The sequence below is a fragment of the Streptomyces sp. WG7 genome (assembly GCF_049975785.1).
GTDB lineage: Bacteria > Actinomycetota > Actinomycetes > Streptomycetales > Streptomycetaceae > Streptomyces.
Genome location: NZ_JBNGGE010000060.1, coordinates 23,612 through 41,293, shown reverse-complemented (window position 1 = coordinate 41,293; position 17,682 = coordinate 23,612). Strand labels below are relative to the sequence as shown.

At 71.5% G+C, this 17,682-nt stretch carries 18 protein-coding genes; 6 read left to right on the top strand and 12 right to left on the bottom strand.

The window, feature by feature from the left end; translation table 11 throughout:
• Positions 1-151: 151 nt before the first annotated feature.
• On the bottom strand, positions 152-1,198 hold the full coding sequence (locus ACP4J0_RS34620) for a LacI family DNA-binding transcriptional regulator (RefSeq protein WP_426602829.1): 1,047 nt from the start codon (positions 1,196-1,198) through the stop codon (positions 152-154).
• Positions 1,199-1,548: 350 nt separating this feature from the next.
• Here ACP4J0_RS34620 and ACP4J0_RS34615 point away from each other — a divergent pair, with 350 nt between their 5' ends.
• From ACP4J0_RS34615 to ACP4J0_RS34605, 3 genes are read left to right on the top strand one after another with little or no spacing between them, the layout of a single operon-like run.
• Entirely contained in the window at positions 1,549-2,700 is a 1,152-nt protein-coding gene (locus ACP4J0_RS34615; RefSeq protein WP_426602827.1) for a Gfo/Idh/MocA family protein, read from the top strand.
• Positions 2,697-3,848: a dihydrodipicolinate synthase family protein gene (locus ACP4J0_RS34610; RefSeq protein WP_426602825.1), complete on the top strand. Its 1,152-nt coding sequence runs from the start codon at positions 2,697-2,699 to the stop codon at positions 3,846-3,848. Before ACP4J0_RS34615 ends, ACP4J0_RS34610 begins: the two co-directional genes overlap by 4 nt.
• Before the next feature lie 41 nt (positions 3,849-3,889).
• On the top strand, positions 3,890-4,702 hold the full coding sequence (locus ACP4J0_RS34605) for a sugar phosphate isomerase/epimerase family protein (protein WP_426602839.1): 813 nt from the start codon (positions 3,890-3,892) through the stop codon (positions 4,700-4,702).
• A gap of 22 nt (positions 4,703-4,724) precedes the next feature.
• On the opposite strand, the gene ACP4J0_RS34600 is transcribed toward ACP4J0_RS34605, so the two are convergent.
• The 8 genes from ACP4J0_RS34600 to ACP4J0_RS34565 all read right to left on the bottom strand — a co-directional run bounded on the left by ACP4J0_RS34600 (position 4,725) and on the right by ACP4J0_RS34565 (position 12,854).
• Positions 4,725-5,027, bottom strand: a complete 303-nt coding sequence (locus tag ACP4J0_RS34600; RefSeq protein ID WP_426602837.1) for a contact-dependent growth inhibition system immunity protein — start codon at positions 5,025-5,027, stop codon at positions 4,725-4,727.
• Positions 5,028-5,221: 194 nt separating this feature from the next.
• Positions 5,222-5,758, bottom strand: a complete 537-nt coding sequence (locus tag ACP4J0_RS34595) for an RNase A-like domain-containing protein (protein WP_426602823.1) — start codon at positions 5,756-5,758, stop codon at positions 5,222-5,224.
• A 385-nt stretch (positions 5,759-6,143) separates the two neighbouring features.
• A complete protein-coding gene (gene rbsD, locus ACP4J0_RS34590) occupies positions 6,144-6,533 on the bottom strand; it encodes a D-ribose pyranase (protein ID WP_426602821.1) in 390 nt (129 codons plus the stop codon).
• A complete protein-coding gene (locus ACP4J0_RS34585) occupies positions 6,530-7,435 on the bottom strand; it encodes a ribokinase (protein WP_426602819.1) in 906 nt (301 codons plus the stop codon). The genes rbsD and ACP4J0_RS34585 overlap by 4 nt, the downstream gene beginning before the upstream one ends.
• Before the next feature lie 116 nt (positions 7,436-7,551).
• The gene (locus ACP4J0_RS34580; RefSeq protein ID WP_426602817.1) at positions 7,552-9,504 is read right to left on the bottom strand and encodes a substrate-binding domain-containing protein; all 1,953 of its coding nucleotides are present in this window, start codon (positions 9,502-9,504) and stop codon (positions 7,552-7,554) included.
• A complete protein-coding gene (locus ACP4J0_RS34575) occupies positions 9,494-11,128 on the bottom strand; it encodes an ATP-binding cassette domain-containing protein (protein WP_426602815.1) in 1,635 nt (544 codons plus the stop codon). The genes ACP4J0_RS34580 and ACP4J0_RS34575 overlap by 11 nt, the downstream gene beginning before the upstream one ends.
• A complete protein-coding gene (locus ACP4J0_RS34570; RefSeq protein WP_426602813.1) occupies positions 11,125-12,171 on the bottom strand; it encodes a LacI family DNA-binding transcriptional regulator in 1,047 nt (348 codons plus the stop codon). The genes ACP4J0_RS34575 and ACP4J0_RS34570 overlap by 4 nt, the downstream gene beginning before the upstream one ends.
• 194 nt (positions 12,172-12,365) lie before the next feature.
• On the bottom strand, positions 12,366-12,854 hold the full coding sequence (locus ACP4J0_RS34565; RefSeq protein ID WP_426602811.1) for a carboxymuconolactone decarboxylase family protein: 489 nt from the start codon (positions 12,852-12,854) through the stop codon (positions 12,366-12,368).
• A 136-nt stretch (positions 12,855-12,990) separates the two neighbouring features.
• Between ACP4J0_RS34565 and ACP4J0_RS34560 the strand changes: the two genes are divergently transcribed.
• Positions 12,991-14,079, top strand: coding sequence for an RNA polymerase sigma-70 factor (locus ACP4J0_RS34560; RefSeq protein WP_426602809.1), 1,089 nt, complete (start codon positions 12,991-12,993; stop codon positions 14,077-14,079).
• A 58-nt stretch (positions 14,080-14,137) separates the two neighbouring features.
• On the opposite strand, the gene ACP4J0_RS34555 is transcribed toward ACP4J0_RS34560, so the two are convergent.
• Complete coding sequence (locus ACP4J0_RS34555) at positions 14,138-14,929, bottom strand: ArsR/SmtB family transcription factor (protein WP_426602835.1); 792 nt, start codon at positions 14,927-14,929, stop codon at positions 14,138-14,140.
• Positions 14,930-15,067: 138 nt separating this feature from the next.
• Here ACP4J0_RS34555 and ACP4J0_RS34550 point away from each other — a divergent pair, with 138 nt between their 5' ends.
• Positions 15,068-15,685, top strand: a complete 618-nt coding sequence (locus tag ACP4J0_RS34550) for a TOPRIM nucleotidyl transferase/hydrolase domain-containing protein (RefSeq protein ID WP_426602807.1) — start codon at positions 15,068-15,070, stop codon at positions 15,683-15,685.
• Between the two features lie 153 nt (positions 15,686-15,838).
• Positions 15,839-16,492, top strand: a complete 654-nt coding sequence (locus ACP4J0_RS34545) for a DUF7691 family protein (protein WP_426602805.1) — start codon at positions 15,839-15,841, stop codon at positions 16,490-16,492.
• Positions 16,493-16,900: 408 nt separating this feature from the next.
• Here the strand turns inward: ACP4J0_RS34545 and ACP4J0_RS34540 are convergent, their stop codons facing one another.
• Positions 16,901-17,305: an ATP-binding protein gene (locus tag ACP4J0_RS34540; RefSeq protein WP_426602833.1), complete on the bottom strand. Its 405-nt coding sequence runs from the start codon at positions 17,303-17,305 to the stop codon at positions 16,901-16,903.
• 4 nt (positions 17,306-17,309) lie between these two features.
• Positions 17,310-17,564 carry a hypothetical protein gene (locus ACP4J0_RS34535; RefSeq protein ID WP_426602803.1) on the bottom strand — a complete coding sequence of 85 codons (255 nt, stop codon included), beginning with the start codon at positions 17,562-17,564 and terminating at the stop codon, positions 17,310-17,312.
• Positions 17,565-17,682: the final 118 nt, after the last annotated feature.

The window sequence follows — 17,682 nt, the reverse complement described above, 5'->3', positions numbered from 1 at the left end:
GGGGGGGCGCGGGCCGCGGCGGCCCCCCGGGGGTGGTTGGGGGGGGGGGGGGCGTTGGGGGGGGGGGGGGGGGGGGGGGGCCCCCCCCCCCCCGCGAGGCCCACACCGACGCGGGGCGCCCCTACCCCCACGGCCCCCACCCCCACGGCACCTACCCCCGCGGCCCTCCGGAGGACCCCCGCACCATCAACTCCCCCCGCACCGTGGCGATCCCCCCGGGCGGCGCCTCCTCCCGTCCCATCGCGATGCGGCCGGCCCGCGCCCCCGCCTCCGCGAGCGGCAGCCGTACCGTCGTCAGCGCGGGCACCGCGTCGATGCTGAACGGCAGGTCGTCGAAGCCGGCCACGGACACGTCGTCCGGGATCCGCAGCCCCAGCTCGCGCAGCGCCGCGCACGCGCCCAGCGCGACGGAGTCGTTCGCGGCGACGACGGCCGTCAGCTCCGGGTCCCTGCGCAGGAGTTCCAGCGTGGCCTCGTAGCCGGACTGCCGGTCGTAGCGGCCGTGGAGCGTCCAGCGGGGGTCCTCCTCGATGCCGTGCGCGGCCAGCGCGGCGCGGTGCCCCTCCAGCCGGTGCCGGGTCGTGGTGCGCTCCTCGGGGCCCGCGATGTAGCCGAGCCGCCGGTGCCCGAGCCCGATGAGGTGCTCGGTCAGTTCCCGGCCGCCCCCGCGGTTGTCGAAGGTCAGCGCGATGGCCCCCGTGCCCGGAGCCGGCGGCCGCCCGCACAGCACCACCCGCGTGCCGGCCTCCGCCAGCCTGCGCAGCTTCGCCGCCACGGCCGCCTGGTGCGCCGCGTCCTCCATCGCACCGCCGGTCAGTACGACGGCCGCCGCCCGCTGCCGCTGCAGCAGCGTGAGGTAGGTCAGTTCGCGCTCCGGGGCGCCGCCGGTGTTGCAGACCACGGCGAGTCTCTCGCCGCCCGCTCTGCCGCCCGGCCCGCCGATCTCGGACTGGACCGCGCCGGCCATGATGCCGAAGAAGGGGTCGGCGATGTCGTTGACCAGGATTCCCACCAGGTCGGACGTCGCCGCCGCGAGCGCGCTCGCGGGCCCGTTGAGGACGTAGTCCAGGTCGTCGACCGCCTTCAGCACCCGCGCCCGGGTGGAGGCGGCCACGGGATAGTTCCCGTTCAGCACGCGCGACACCGTCGCGGGGGAGACCTGGGCGCGGGCCGCCACGTCCGCCAGTGTCACCGTCATGTCCTCGTCCTCCGCATCGCGCGTGTCCCGAACGCCCGTCTCGGCCGTTCAAGCGCCGTCCAAGTGCCGTTTCAGCCGTCTCGGCCGTCTCAGCCGTCCAAGTGCCATCTGGGCCGTCGCAGCCGTCCAGGTCCGTCTCAGCCGTCCAGGTGACCTTACGGGCACCGCCCGCCGCCGTTCGCCCCCTCGAACAACTCGCCCGAGACACGGTCTTGTCCGGACCACCGTCCACAGGCTAGCTTCCTCATACATAGAAAGCGCTTGCTGTACTGCGTTGCCGTACCGCTCGCCGCATCGCCGGCCGTATCGATCGCTCTCGCTCGCTGTACGGCTCGTACGAAGGGAATGACGTGACACGCAAGACGGTGCGTATCGCCATGAACGGTGTGACCGGGCGCATGGGCTACCGCCAGCACCTCGTCCGCTCCATCCTGGCCCTCCGTGAACAGGGCGGCCTCGACCTCGGCGACGGCACCGTGCTGTGGCCGGAGCCGATCCTGGTCGGCCGCCGCGAGCACGCGCTGCGGGCGCTGGCCGAGCGGCACGGTCTGGAGCACGTCTCGACGGACGTGGACGCGGTCCTCGCCGACGACAGCGTCGACATCTACTTCGACGCCCAGGTGACCTCGGCCCGCGAGGAGGCGATCAGGAAGGCGATCGCCGCGGGCAAGCACATCTACACCGAGAAGCCCACCGCCACCGGCCTGGACGGCGCCCTGGAACTCGCCCGCCTGGCCAACGACGCCGGCATCAAGCACGGCGTCGTCCAGGACAAGCTCTTCCTCCCCGGCCTGCTCAAGCTCAAGCGCCTCATAGACGGCGGCTTCTTCGGCCGCATCCTGTCCGTGCGCGGCGAGTTCGGCTACTGGGTCTTCGAGGGCGACTGGCAGGACGCCCAGCGCCCCTCCTGGAACTACCGCGCGGAGGACGGCGGCGGCATCGTCGTCGACATGTTCCCGCACTGGGAGTACGTCCTGCACGAGCTGTTCGGCCGGGTGAAGTCCGTCCAGGCCCTCACCGCCACCCACATCCCGCAGCGCTGGGACGAGAACGGCAAGCCGTACGACGCCACCGCCGACGACGCCGCCTACGGCGTCTTCGAGCTCGACGGCGGTGCGATCGCCCAGATCAACTCCTCCTGGGCGGTCCGCGTCAACCGGGACGAGCTCGTCGAGTTCCAGGTCGACGGCACCGAGGGCTCCGCGGTGGCCGGCCTGCGCAACTGCCGGGTCCAGCACCGCTCCGCCACCCCCAAGCCGGTCTGGAACCCGGACATCCCCGCCACCGAGGTCTTCCGCGACCAGTGGCAGGAGGTCCCGGACAACGGCGACTTCGACAACGGCTTCAAGGCCCAGTGGGAGCTGTTCCTGCGCCACGTCTACGCCGACGCCCCCTACCACTGGGACCTGCTGGCCGGCGCCCGCGGCGTCCAGCTCGCCGAGCTGGGCCTGAAGTCGTCGGCCGAGGGCCGCCGCCTCGACGTCCCGGAGGTCTCGCTGTGACCCTGCACCTGCCGGACGCGAACGGCACCACGCGCGCCTACGAGCCCCGCGCCGAACCCCTCACCGTCACCCCAGGAAGCGCTTTCACGTCCCGTACGGTGTTCTCGGCGGCGCACGTCGTCGCCGACCCGTACGCGGACACCACGCCCGACGGCCCCGCCGCCGTCGACTGGGACGCCACCCTCGCCTTCCGCCGCCACCTGTGGTCCCACGGACTCGGCGTCGCCGAGGCGATGGACACCGCCCAGCGCGGCATGGGCCTGGACTGGGCCGGCGCGGCCGAGCTCATCCGCCGGTCCGCCGCCGAGGCGAAGACGTGCGGCGGCCGCATCGCCTGCGGCGTCGGCACCGACCAGCTCACCGCCGGCACGCTCGCCGAGGTCCGGGCGGCCTACGAGGAACAGCTCGCCGTCGTCGAGGAGTCGGGCGCCCAGGCCATCCTGATGGCCTCCCGCGCGCTGGCCGCGACGGCGCAGGGCCCGGACGACTACCTGGAGGTCTACGGCCACCTCCTGCGCCAGGCCGCCGAACCGGTCGTCCTGCACTGGCTCGGCCCGATGTTCGATCCGGCCCTGGAGGGCTACTGGGGGTCGGCGGACCTCGACGCGGCGACCGACACCTTCCTGGAGGTCATCGCCGCCCACCCCGACAAGGTCGACGGCATCAAGGTCTCCCTCCTCGACGCCCAGCGCGAGATCGACCTGCGCCGCCGCCTCCCACAGGGCGTGCGCTGCTACACCGGCGACGACTTCAACTACCCCGAGCTGATCGCCGGCGACGAGCAGGGCTTCAGCCACGCCCTGCTCGGCATCTTCGACCCGCTGGGCCCGCTGGCGGCCGAGGCGGTCCGCGTCCTGGACACGGGGAACACGGAGGGCTTCCGCGCCCTCCTCGACCCCACCGTCGAACTCTCCCGGCACCTCTTCCAGGCCCCCACCCGCTTCTACAAGACGGGCGTGGTGTTCCTGGCCTGGCTGGCCGGCCACCAGAGCCACTTCACGATGGTCGGCGGCCTCCAGTCGGCCCGCTCCCTGCCGCACCTCGCCCGCGCCTACGAACTCGCCGACGGCCTCGGCCTGTTCCCGGACCCGAAGCTGGCCCAGGAGCGCATGCGGAACCTGCTGAACCTGTACGGAGTGAACCAGTGAGCGACACGGCACCCGACCTGACCCGTTTCAGCATCAACCAGATGACGGTCAAGCAGCTGACGCTGCCCGAACTGACCGACGCCTGTCGCGACCTGGGCGTCGGCAACGTCGGCCTGTGGCGCGAACCCGTCCAGGCGTACGGCGTCGAGGCGGCGGCGAAACTGGTCCGCGACGCGGGCCTGACCGTCACCACCCTGTGCCGCGGCGGCTTCCTCACGGCCGTCGACCCCGACGAGCGCGCCAGGGCCCTGGCCGACAACCGCCGAGCCGTCGACGAGGCCGCCACCCTCGGCACCGACACCCTGGTCCTCGTCTCGGGCGGCCTCCCGGAGGGCAGCAAGGACCTGGGCGCGGCCCGCGAACGCATCGCGGACGCGCTCGCGGAACTGGCCCCTTACGCCGAGGAGCACGGCGTCCGCCTCGCCATCGAGCCGCTCCACCCCATGTACGCCTCCGACCGCTGCGTGGTCTCCACCCTCACCCAGGCCCTGGACCTCGCCGAACGCTTCCCGGCCCACCAGGTCGGCGTCACCGTCGACACGTACCACATCTGGTGGGACGACCGGGCACCGGAACAGATCGCGCGGGCGGGCGCGACGGGCCGCATCCACACCTTCCAGCTCGCCGACTGGACCACCCCCCTGCCCGAGGGCGTCCTCAACGGCCGCGGCCAGATCGGCGACGGCGCGATCGACATGCGGGAGTGGAAGGCGTACGTGGAGGCGGCCGGCTACACCGGCGCGATCGAGGTCGAGCTGTTCAACGAGGGGCTGTGGGCACGGGACGGACGGGAGGTACTCGCCGAGACGGCGGCCCGCTTCGCGGAGCACGTGGTTCAGCCCCACGGCAGGTGACCGGCCCGCTACGGACTCGGCGTCAGGAGGAGGAGGTGTCTCCTCCGGGGCCGGGTCCGTATTCGGCTCGTGGTGAGCCGAGGCGGTCTGCCACCAGCGTCAACCATCCGCCGGCACCGTGCGATGAGGGAGGGTCGACCTCCATGCCCAGTTCGGCGAGGGCCAAGGCGCAGCCGAACTCGTCCAGACCGAGTGCCAGCAGTTCGTGCAGCTCACCGACGAGACGGGCCACGAGGTGCGGATCGGTGGAGGAACGATAGTCCTCGACGGCTTCGTCATGGTCGGCGAACTCATCCGGCATGTCCTGCGAGAACCAGCCGCTCAGGGATCGGCCACCTTGAGTGCCAGCAAGAACGGCCTACGGGTTGGTTGAAATCGAGGCCGATGCCCCTTGCCTGATTGCAGCGCTTCGAGTTTCTGGTCGACCGTCTTTCGATTCTGTACTGGTCGTCAGGTGGGCCTGGCCAAGTAGAGCCCTATTTCGAAGCCGCAGCTCAACACGCAAGGGCGTCAGTTAATTTAATCTCTCAAGGAAGGAGATAGGAAATCTGCATTCTCACCCTCTTCGGCCTGGCCGTGGTTGGTGAAGTAGCGGGCGCCCTCGCCAACGGTGTCCAGCACGTCGAGCAGACATGAGTCTCGCTCGTGATCCCCGTGGCGAAGCGAAACTCGGGGGTCATGGAGGAGGCCGCCTGCGGAGATCAGCTTGGCGAGATCGAAGACATTTTCCCGGGAAACCTCCATGATGCTCTCCCTCAGTTCTGAGGAGTTCATATTCCGCAGCGAGGGGTTCCCTTTCACCGTACCGGTGACGACTTGGCGCCAATTGCCGCCCTCCCGGGGAGAGAGTGCAGCGTTCTTCTGCCCGTTTCCGGCCGGTGGGCCCACGAATTCTATGGTCTCCTGTGTGGTCTTCTGGGCGACAGTCAGGTTCGGGAACGAGGATGCGGCATCGATGGTTGGCTGGCCCCTGAGGCGATGGGCCAACTGCATGTCTGTCTTCCCTACGTGCTTGTCGATGACATGACTTCCATGGATCCCCTCCTGATTCGCCAAGTCCACGGGATATCTGTGATTTGATTCAACGGGCGGCCATGAAACGTCAGTTCGGGGTCGTTCGGAGGCGAGGTAGCGGCTTCCGGAGTGGTCGAAAGCGGCCGGGACGGGAGGCGGTGATGGCCGAGGCGGCGGCGCCGTTCGTCGAGTACGCGGCGGACGCGAGGCCCGGAAAACAAATGCCGGCGATCCGTGCAACCGTTCCGTCGCTCCGCGGGTCGTACTTGGCATCAGGACACCCCGGTGGGGGGATCCGAGGGATCTGGGGGGATCCGGGGGGATCGGTGGGGGTTCTGAGGGGGAGGGGAAACCCGAGGGGGCCCGGTCTTCGACTGGGCTCCCTCGAAGCTCCTCGATGCTCTGCGGCTGCTGTGGCCGCTGGGGTCTAGAAGAAGACGCCGCAGCGCAGCAGTACGTTCGCGTACGGTCGTGCCTCGCCGGTGCGGACGATCAGCCGGGCCCCGGCGGAGAGTTCCTTCAGTCGCTCGTGCGGGACGAGTGCGAGGGCGGGGAAGTGAGCGTCCAGCAGCGCGGCGGCCTCGGTGTTGGCCTCCCGTATCTCCGTCGCCGCCGTCGCGCCCTCGACGACCAGCTCGTCGAGCAGGCCCTCCACCACCTCGGCGAAGGACGGCACTCCGGCACGGAAGGCCAGGTCGACGACGCGCGGGCCGTCGGGGATGGGCATGCCCGCGTCGCAGACCAGGACCCCGTCGCCGTGGCCGAGTCCGGCCAGGGCCCCGGCGAGGTGGCGGTTGAGTATCCCGGCCTTCTTCACAGCGCCTCCACCTCCGCCGCCGTCGGGTACGACGCCTGCGCCCCCGCCTTGGTGACGGCCGCCGCGCCGACCCGCGCCGCGTACGCCGACGCCTCGGTGAGCGACTCTCCCGTGCCGAGCCGCCAGGCCAGCGCCGCGGTGAACGCGTCGCCCGCGCCCGTCGTGTCGACGGCGTTCACCTTCACGGAGGGGACGCGGGAGACACCCTCGGACGAGGACGCCACCAGCGCGCCCTCGGCGCCCAGGGTCACCACCACCGAGCGCGGCCCCTTGGCCAGCAGGATGCGGGCCCAGTCCTCGGGGCGTTCGCTCACGCAGGAGTCGCCGAGGATGACCTTCGCCTCGTGCTCGTTGACGATCAGCGGGTCGCAGGCCGCCAGCACCTCCGGCGGGAGCGGGCGCGGCGGTGACGGGTTCAGGACGAAGCGGCTGTCCGGTGCCAGGCTCCGGACCACCTCCACGACCGTCTCCAGCGGGATCTCCAACTGCGTGGAGACCACACGGGAGGCGTGGAAGAGGCTCGCGGCGGCGCGGACGTCCCCCGGTGCCAGCCGGCCGTTCGCGCCCGGCGAGACGACGATGCTGTTGTCGCCGGACGGGTCGACGGTGATCAGCGCGACGCCGGTCGGCGCCCCGCCCACCAGCACGCCGACCGTGTCGACACCGGCCGCCCGCTGCGAGTCCAGCAGCAGCCGGCCGTAGTCGTCGTCGCCGACCCGGGCCAGCAGCGCCGTACGGGCGCCGAGGCGGGCGGCGGCGACCGCCTGGTTCGCGCCCTTGCCGCCGGGGTGGACGGCCAGGTCGGTGCCGAGCACCGTCTCGCCGGCACCCGGCCGCCGCTCGACGCCGATCACGAGGTCGGCGTTGGCCGATCCCACGACCAGGAGGTCGTAGTCGTACATGAATCGCTCCCCGATCCGAGTGAAACCGAGTGAAACCGAGTGAAACCGAGTGAAGCCGAGTGAGGAGTGGCGGGCGGTCGATGGGACCGCCCGCCGTGAACTCCCCTGAACCCGTGTCAGCCCTCGAAGCCGGCCACGTTCTCCTTGGTGACCACCTTCACCGGCACCTTCACCATTGTGTCCACCTTTTCGCCATCGGCCGCGCGCAGCGCGTTCTGCACGGCGATCCTGCCCAGTTCCTTCGGCTGCTGCGCGACGGACGCGAACAACGTGCCCTCGCGCACCGCCTTCAGCCCGTCCGGGGTGCCGTCGAAGCCGACGACCTGGACCGACTTGCCGGCCTTGGAGCCCAGTGCCTTGATCGCGCCGAGGGCCATCTCGTCGTTCTCCGCGAAGACGCCGTCGATGTCGGGGTGCGCCTGGAGCAGGTTGGTCATCACGTCCAGGCCTTTGGTGCGGTCGAAGTCCGCGGGCTGCTTGGCGACGACCTTGATGCCCGGGTACTCCTTCAGACCGGCCGCGAAGCCCGCCCCGCGCTCCCGGCTGGCGGAGGTGCCGGCCTGGCCCTGGAGGATGACGATCGTGCCCTCGCCGCCCAGCTTCTCGGCGAGCGCCTTGGCGCCCAGCTCACCGCCCTCGACGTTGTCGGAGGCGACCAGCGCGGCCGCCTTCGCGTCGTTGACGCCGCGGTCCACGGCGATGACGGGGATGTCGTCCTTGTTCGCGCCGCGCACCGCGGGACCGGCCGCGTCGGAGTCCACCGGGTTGACGATGATCGAGGACAGCCCCTCGCTGGTGAAGTTCTGCAGCTGGTTCGCCTGCTGGGAGGCGTCGTTCTGCGCGTCCGTGACCGTCAGGTCCACGCCCGCCTTCTTCGCCTGCTCCTCGGCGCCGTCCCTGATCTGCACGAAGAACGGATTGTTGAGCGTGGACAGCGACAGGCCGACCTTACGCGTCTTCCCGTCCGAGGAGCCGTTGTGCAGCAGCGAGGTCGCGCCGACGACGGCCACCGCGACGACGGCCGCGATCAGGTACGTCAGTGCCTGCTTGCCCTTGCCGCCCCCGCCGGCCCCGGCCGCCGGAGCGGTCGCCCCCGCCTTGCGCCGCAGCGTGTCCAGCAGCACCGCGAGTGCGATGACGACACCGATGACGACCTGCTGCCAGAACGCGGAGACGGACAGCAGGTTGAGGCCGTTGCGCAGCACCGCGAGGATCAGCGCGCCGATCAGCGTGCCCGACGCCTTGCCGGTGCCGCCCGCGAGCGAGGCGCCGCCGATGACGACGGCGGCGATGGCGTCCAGTTCGTAGCCCTGCGCGGCCTGCGGCTGCGCGGAGGAGAGCCGGGAGGCGAGCACGATGCCCGCGGCGGCGGCGAACAGTCCGGAGAAGGCGTAGATGGCGAGCTTCTGCCGCTTCACGCGCAGGCCGGACAGGCGCGCGGCCTCCTCGTTGCCGCCGATGGCGTACATGGAGCGGCCGATGTAGGTCCGGCCGAGGACGAAGGCCGTGATCAGCCCCATCACGATCATCACGAGCACCGGCACCGGCAGCCACCCGCCGAGGGTGTCGCCCAGGTGCGAGACGGAGTCCGGGAAGGCGATCGGCGAGCCCTGCGAGATGACCAGCGACAGACCGCGCCCCACCGACAGCATGGCGAGCGTCGCGATGAACGGCGGCAGCTTCCCGTACGAGATGAGGAAGCCGTTCACCAGGCCGCACGCGATGCCCGTCGCGACGGACAGCAGCACCGCGAGCACGACGGGCATCCCGGCCTCGGTCGCGCTCCAGGCCAGTACGGTCGCCGACAGCGCGGCGACCGAGCCGACCGACAGGTCGATGCCCGCGGAGACGATGACGAAGGTGACGCCGAACGCGAGGATCGCGGTGACGGCGGCCTGGACGCCGACGTTCAGCAGGTTGTCGGCGGTCAGGAAGTCCCCGGACAGCGCCGACATGGCGATGACGAGGACGATCAGCGCGGTCAGCGCGCCGTTCTCCAGCAGCAGGCGGCGCACACCGCCCGTGGCGCCCTGCGCGCCCGGCTTGCTCTTGAGCGTGTCAGTGGCCACGGGAGGCCTCCGTTCCGTCGCTGTGGGGGGTGTCGCTGTGCGACGTGTTGCTGTCGGGGGTATTGGTGCCGGGGGTGTCGGTGTCGGGGGCGTCACCGTGAGGGGTGTCACCGTGAGGGGTGTCGCCGTGGGGCGTGCTGACGGCGAGGGCCATCACGGCGTCCTGGGTCGCCCGGTCGGCGGGGAGTTCGCCCGCGATCCGGCCCTGCGCCATCACCAGCACCCGGTCGCTCATGCCGAGCACCTCGGGCAGGTCGCTGGAGATCATCAGGACGGCGGCGCCGGCCGCGGTGAGTTCGTTGATCAGCTGGTAGATCTCGACCTTGGCGCCGACGTCGATGCCGCGTGTCGGCTCGTCGAGGATCAGCACCTTGGTGTTCGCCAGCAGCCACTTGCCGATGACGACCTTCTGCTGGTTGCCGCCGGAGAGCGTGCGCACGTGCTGGCCGAGCCCGGCCATCCGCACGCCGAGCTGCCCGGCGATCCGCTCGGCCGACTCGTGCTGCCCCTTGAGGTCGACGAGCCCGGCACGGGACGTGGACCGGAGGGTGACGAGACCGAGGTTCTCCTCGACGGAGGCGTCGAGGACGAGCCCCTGCCCCTTGCGGTCCTCGGGGACGAGCCCGATCCCGGCCGCCATGGCGGCGTTCACGTCGTGGCGGCGGAGCCGGTCGCCCGCGACGTGCACGGTCCCGGCGTCGTAGGGGTCGGCGCCGAACACGGCACGGACGACCTCCGTCCGCCCGGCGCCGACGAGTCCCGCGATGCCGACGACCTCACCGGCGCGCACCTCGAAACCGACGTCGTGGAAGACACCGTCCCGGGTCAGCCCCTCCACCTTGAGCAGTGCCTCGCCGGTGTCGGCGCGTTCGCGCGGGTACTGCTGCTCGATCGACCGGCCGACCATGAGCCGTACGAGCTCGTCCTCGGGCGTGGAGGCGGGCACCTGCCCGACGCTCCGTCCGTCCCGGATGACGGTGACCCGGTCGCCGAGGGCGGCGATCTCCTCCAGGTGATGGGTGATGAAGACGATGCCGACACCGTCCTCGCGCAGCTTCCGCACGATGGCGAACAGCTTCTCGACCTCCTCGGAGGTCAGTACGGCGGTCGGCTCGTCCATGATGAGCACGCGCGCGTCCAGGCTGAGCGCCTTGGCGATCTCCACCATCTGGAGCCGGGCGATGCCGAGTTCACGGACCCGGGCCCGCGGGGACACGTTCACGCCGACCCGCTTCAGGAGCACCTCGGCGTCCGCGTTCATCTTCTTCCGGTCGATCATCCCCAGGCGGCGTGGCTGGCGCCCCAGGAAGATGTTCTCGGCGACCGTCAGATCGGGGACGAGGTTGAACTCCTGGTAGATGGTGGCGATCCCGAGGCGCTCGGAGTCCTGCGCACCGTGGATGCGCACCTCCTCGCCACCGGACAGGATCCGCCCGGCGTCGGGCGTGTAGGCGCCGGAGAGCATCTTGATGAGGGTGCTCTTGCCCGCGCCGTTCTCACCGAGGAGCACGTGCACCTCGCCCCGGCGCAGGTCGAAGTCGACGCTGTCGAGCGCGACCACCCCGGGGAAGGTCTTGCGGATGCCCTCGATGCGCAGCAACTCGTCCGGACTGCGGCTGCTCACGGCGTACTCCTTCGTACGGGGGAGGGGGACGGGGGTTGCTGGGGGGCCGCCTCACCGCAGGAGCGGCGGACGACGAGCCGGGCCGGGAGAGTGACGGACTCGCCGGGCCGGCCCTCGATACGGTCGACCAGCGCGCGCACGGCGGCCCGCCCGAGGTCGCCGGTGGGCTGGGCGATCGCGGTGACGGGCGGATCGGTGTGCACGAACCAGCGGATGTCGTCGAACGCGGCGAGCGCGATGTCCTCGGGGACCCGCAGCCCGCGCGCGCGTACGGCGTCCAGCGCGCCGAGCGCCATCAGGTTGTCGGCGGCGAAGACGACCTCGGGCGGCTCGGGCAGGTCGAGGAAGCCCTCGGTGACCCGGCGTCCGCTGTCGGCCTGGAAGTCGCCCTGGCCGATGTAGGCGTCGGGCAGGGGGAGCCCGTACGCGCCGAGCGCCTCGCGGAAGGCGTCGACGCGCTCGCGTCCGGTCGTGGTGGCGGCCGGCCCGGCGATGATCGCGAGGCGGCGGTGCCCGAGCCCGTGCAGGTGGGCCACGAGGTCCCGTACGGCGGCCCGCCCGTCCGACCGCACGACGGGCACGTCGACGCCGGGGATCCAGCGGTCGACGAACACCATCGGCGTCCCGGCCCGCGCGGCCTCCAGCATCCGGGGCGAGCCGCCGTCGGTGGGGGAGACGAGCAGCCCGTCGATACGCCGGTCCAGCAGCGTCGTGACGTGGTGGTCCTGGAGGTCGGGCCGCTCGTCGGCGTTGCCGATGATGACGCTGTAGCCGAGCGCGCGGGCCTCCTCCTCGACGGAACGGGCCAGCTCGGTGAAGTACGGGTTCATGACGTCGCTGATGACCAGGCCGAGGGTGCGGGTCTGGTCCGTGCGCAGCGACCGGGCGACGGCGTTCGGGCGGTAGCCCAGCGTCTCGACGGCGGCCAGCACACGGGTGCGCGCGCTCGGGCTGACGGACGGATGGCCGTTGAGGACGCGCGAGACCGTCGCGACGGACACGCCCGCCTCGGCGGCGACGTCCTTGATGCCGATGCTCGCCATCGCCGTTCCACCTCCTTGTGGAATCGATTACACGGAGGATTGGAAACGATTACACGGGTGGATGGCAAGAGGGTGGGGGTGTGCCGAAACCCAATCGTGACCCGGCGGGCGTCGCGCGTCCGCCGCCGGACATGCGGCGGCCCGGCCCCGGGTCGGAGGACCCCGGGCCGGGCCGGACGCGACGGCCGGCCGGCTCAGTCGGCGAGCGCGGCGGTGAACATGCCCGCCTCGTAGGAGCCGCCCCGCTGATGCGTGATCACGGCGAGCCGGTTGGCCGCGTTGATCAGCGCCACCAGGGAGACCAGCGCGGCGGTCTGGTCGTCGTCGTAGTGCTTGCGCACCTGGGCCCAGGTCTCGTCGGACACGCCCTGGTGGGCGTCGGCGAGCCGGGTGCCCTCCTCGGCGAGTGCCAGCGCGGCCCGCTCGGCCTCGGTGAACACGGTGGACTCGCGCCAGGCGGCGACCAGGTGGAGCCGGACCGCGCTCTCCCCGGCGGCCGCGGCCTCCTTGACGTGCATGTCGATGCAGTGGCCGCAGCCGTTGATCTGGCTGGCCCGCAGCGACACCAGCTCCTGCGTGGACTTCGGCAGCGACGACTCGTGGACCAGCATGCCGGCGCCCGCGAACCGCTTGGCGAACCTGCTGCCGAACTCGTTCTCGAACAGGTTGAATCGGGCTTCCATGACCTCGTCCTCACTCTCGGTGCCTCACTGACGAACACAAGACGCCGGCGGCCCGAACCCTGTGACGGGGCGCCGGTGTGACGTGAGCCACCGCCGGCGGGTGTCACAGAGCGGCGGCGACCGGCGTCCTGTGCGCATGACACCGTCGGAGGCGAAGATGCGGGAGCAGCTGGTGACGAGCGGGAACAGCGGACGCGAGCCGGACGGCACGACCGGGCGGCCCATCGGCGGTAGCGACAGTGGCAGCGACGCAGGCAGCGACGGTGTCGGCGACGCAGGTAGCGACGGTGTCGGCGACGCAGGTAGCGACGGTGGCGGCGGCAGGGACGGCGGCGGCGGCGGACGCACGGACCCGGCCACCGAGGCCTTCGTCGCCCACCGCAACCTGCTCTTCACCGTCGCCTACGAGATGCTCGGCTCGGCCGCCGACGCCGAGGACGTCCTCCAGGAGACCTGGCTGCGCTGGGCGGGAGTCGATCTCGGCACCGTGCGCGACCGGCGCGCGTACCTGGTCCGCATCACCACCCGGCAGGCACTGAGCCGGCTGCGTACGCTCGGCCGCCGCAAGGAGTCCTACGTCGGCTCCTGGCTGCCCGAGCCGCTGCTCACCGCGCCGGACGTGGCCGAGGACGTCGAACTGGCCGACAGCGTCTCGATGGCGATGATGCTGGTCCTGGAGACGCTCACGCCGACCGAGCGGGCGGTGTTCGTACTGCGCGAGGTGTTCGACCTCGACTACGACGAGATCGCCGAGGCCGTCGACAAGAGCCCGGCCGCGGTCCGCCAGACCGCGCACCGGGCACGCGCGCACGTCGCGGCGCGCCGCCCGCGCGGGGTCGTCTCCCCCGCCGAGAGCAGGGACGCGCTCGCCGCGTTCCAGCGGGCGGTCGAGACGGGCGACCTGCAGGGCCTGCTCGACATCCTCGCGCCGGACGTCGTCCTGCTGGGCGACGGCGGCGGCATCAAGCAGGCCGTCCTGCGGCCCGTCACGGGGGCCGGCAAGGTGGCCCGCTTCATGGTCGGGGGGATGCTCAGGCAGGCCGCCAGGCTGTCGCTGGAACCGGCCCAGGTCAACGGCTACCCGGCCCTGGTCGTCCACCTCGACGGCGAACTCGACACCGTGCTGGCGCTGCGCTTCGACGACGGCCGCGTCACCGGGCTCTACGCGGTGCGCAACCCGGAGAAGCTGTCGCACATGCGCCGGGAGACGACCCTGCGCCGCTGACCGCGCGGCCCGGCGGGCGCCCCGGTTTAGGTGGTCGCCCGGCCCGGCGGTCGCCCGGCTAGGCGGGGTCCGGGAGCGTGTCGCCCGTCTCCAGCAGCGTCTTGAGGCTGGAGAGGAGGGCCGGCCAGCCGTGCTGGACCATCTCGCGCGCCGTGCTGCCGGGCTGGAACCCGTCGTGGACGACGGTCAGTTTCACCGAACCGCCGAGGTCCTCGATCTCGAACGTCACCTTCGACCGCTGCTCGGCGGCCAGCCTGGCGAGCGTCTCGTCGTCGACGCCGTTGGCCTTCGCCCACTCGGGCGTGAAGGTGTGCCAGGTGTAGGACAGGCGCCGGTACGGGTCGGAATCGAGCACGGCCTGTCCGGGGCCGGCGGTCTCCGCACCCCCCTGCCGCCAGACCATGGCCGACCCCGCCTTCCAGTCGGTGGCGAACTCCAGGCCCCAGTAGCGGCTGGTGAAGGCCGGGTCGGTCAGGCCCTGCCACAGCTTCTCCGGCGTGGTCCTGATGTAGGTCGTGTACACGAACGCGTTGCTGTCCATGGTGGTGTCCTCCAGCGCGTGCTTGAGATCGGCGAGTGCGCGCACCCGCTCGTGGTCGTAGCGGCTGATCCAGCGTTCGGCGACGGCGTTGACCGGTTCGGCGTTGAGGTAGTGCAGCTTCTCCCGGCCCCGCCGGACGGTGGTGACCAGGTTGGCCGCCTCCAGCAGCGCCAGGTGTTTGCTGACCGACTGCCGGGCCATGTCCAGCCCGGAGCACAGCTCGCGCAGGCTCTGCCCGTTGCGTGCGTTCAGGCTGTCCAGCAGCCGCCGTCGGCTGCTGTCGGCCAGCGCCTTGAACACCTCGTCCATCTCCGCCATCTCAGCCCCTCCGACATGCAGCCCATTGGCTGCCTATTACGTTAGGCAGCCAATGGGCTGCATGTCAACGGGTCGAACGGGCGTCGATATTCGCTACCGCGGCGGCCTGCGAGGGCGGAGACTCGTCCCATGGCGGACATGGCATCGTTCCGGGACGCGGTCACGGCGTGGGCGGCCGGTGGCCCCGGCGGACCCGCGCACGAACTGGCCGGGCGCCTGACCGTCCGGACGGCGGTGCTGCTCGAAGGGCCGAGCGACGCGGCGGCGGTCGACGCGCTGGCCGCCCACCACGGCCGGGACCTGGCGGCGGAGGGGATCTGCGTCCTCCCGATGGGCGGCGCGATGAGCGTCGGCCGCTTCGCCGGCCTCCTCGGACCGTCCGGCCTGGACCTCCGTCTGACGGGCCTGTGCGACGAGCGGGAGCGCGGCTACTACGTCCGCGCCCTGGACCGGGCGAACGCGGCCCGGCGCGACCTGTTCGTCTGCGCGGCCGACCTGGAGGACGAACTCATCCGCGCACTGGGCGTGCCACGGGTGACGGCACTCGTCGAGGCGGAGGGTGACCTGCGCCCCCTCCAGACCTTCCTCCGCCAGCCCGCCCAGCAGGGCCGCCCCGCACCGCAGCAGCTGCGCCGTTTCCTCGGCACGAAGAAGGGCCGCAAGATCCACTACGGCCGCGTCCTCGTCGAGGCACTGGACCCGGCCCGCACGCCCGACCCGCTGGCGGGACTGTTCGCCGCGCTCTGACCGTTCGCGGCGCTCTGACCGTTCGCCGCGCTCTGACTGTTCGCGGCGCTCTGACCGTTCGCGGCGTTCTGACTGTTCGCGGCGCTCCGGCCGTTCGCCTCTCCGGTCGCGGGCCGCACGCCGTTGTCAGTGGCGGCTGACAGGATGACGATCATGAGCCGGATCATCTCGTACAGCACGGCCGACAAGGCCGACGTCCTCGCTTTCCTGGGCGCCGCCGACGAACTGACGCCCGATCAGCAGCGGCTTCTCGGCATCATGCGCGAGAAGGCGCGGGAGCGCCAACGCGACCTGGACCACCAGGGCATCGACCTGGGCCTGTCCATACCCGACGCGCTCGAGCACCTGGTGGCCGGCCACGCGAGTTCGAAAGCCGAGTACGCGGCGGGCGCCTACTACCACGCCCTCCAGCACATCATCGACCGGAACGCCTCGGACCCCGCCGAGCTGGGTGTGTACTCCAAGCCGTCCACCTTCTTCGGGCTGGTCGACGAGGAGCTGCGCCGTCTGGGCGTGAGTGCCGACTTCCTCCTGCACGACCGCCTCTTCTCCGGGCCGCCGGAGGAGATCCCCTTCCCCATCCCGTACCCCGTGGACGGACCGCACATCGGCATGTTCCCGCTGGCCAAGGCGAAGCCGGCAGCGGAGGCCTACCGCGCGGTCCTGGACCGGATGGACGAAAGCCTCCGGTACGACGTCCGGGAGGTGATCGAGAAGCTCGAGTTCGAGCACGAGGAATGGGAGTACTCCACGAAGAACATCGACTGGTACACCCAGGACACGATCTTCTTCTCCATAACGGGCTGATTCCGCATGACGGCCTGATCGGCGGCGGTAGCAGCGGCCGAGGGCTGGAGGAGGTCCGGATGCCGGTCCGTCGGGCCCCGCGCCGCCGAGAGCGGCTCGCGGAAGGTGCCACGTGCCGGCGCGGTGTCACCGGACAACTGGCAGCGGGTGACGGTCGCCGAGGCGTGAAGCGATGTATCGCCGCTCTGTTCGGCTCCCGCAGGACGGAGGCGGCCTCCCGCGTCAGGACGCCGCCGAGCCCGAGCGCTCACGGCCGCCTCGGCGCGGCCACCCGGGGCGCCGGGCATTCCCCCCTCCGACTCAACCGTGAACGATCGGGCTTGATCGTGCGCGGCCCGCTCATATGAGTGCGTGGTGAACAGGTGGCCGGGAATGTCCTCGCCTTGCCGGTAGGTATGCCTGCGGCGGTCAGGCAGCCGCAGGCTCGCACCACACGTACTTGCCCCGGTTGCCGTGCCTGGCCGGCGGATGCCACCCCCACACGTCCGCGCAGACCCGCACCAGCGCCAGCCCCCGCCCCTCCTCCAGCTCCTCCACCCGCCCGAACTGCGCCGGTGGCTCGGGAGGTTCGGGGTCCGCGTCCCACGCCCCGATCCGCAGCGTGCCCGGCGGCGACCAGCACACGCGGAGGGCGGCGGGACCCTTGGTGTGCCGTACGGCATTGGGGACCAGCTCCGTGGCGAGCAGTTCGGCGACGTCGACGAGGCGGATCAGCCCGTGCATGGTCAGGATCAGCCGGAGGGTGCGCCTGCATCGTGCCGATGCGCGGGTCGACGACCGACGACCGACGCCCGCTGCCAAGGCCGGCCCCAGTCGGCTACCCCTCGGAGTCCTCCGACCGGTTACGGCGCTGCCGCAGCCACAGCAACCCGGCGGCCAGACCCGCCACCCCCAGCACCGCGACCTTGGCCGCCCCCTTGGACGCCAGGAGCCCCAGGCCCCAGTTTTCTTCCCAGCCCAGCCACAGCAGCAGACCCGCTGCCCCGAGCGCGCACAGCACAGCGACCACTACCTCGACTGCGGCCCACGCTCGGCCCCGCCCCCGGAAGTCCATGGACTTGATCGTAGTCACCTCACACGCACCGAACACACTGTCCGCCGGGCAGTCGGACCCGCTGCCGCCGCGCCGCCGGGAAGGGGGTGGGCAGGGGCCTCACATCCTTCTCCTCCGAGTCAGGAATTCCTGCCGG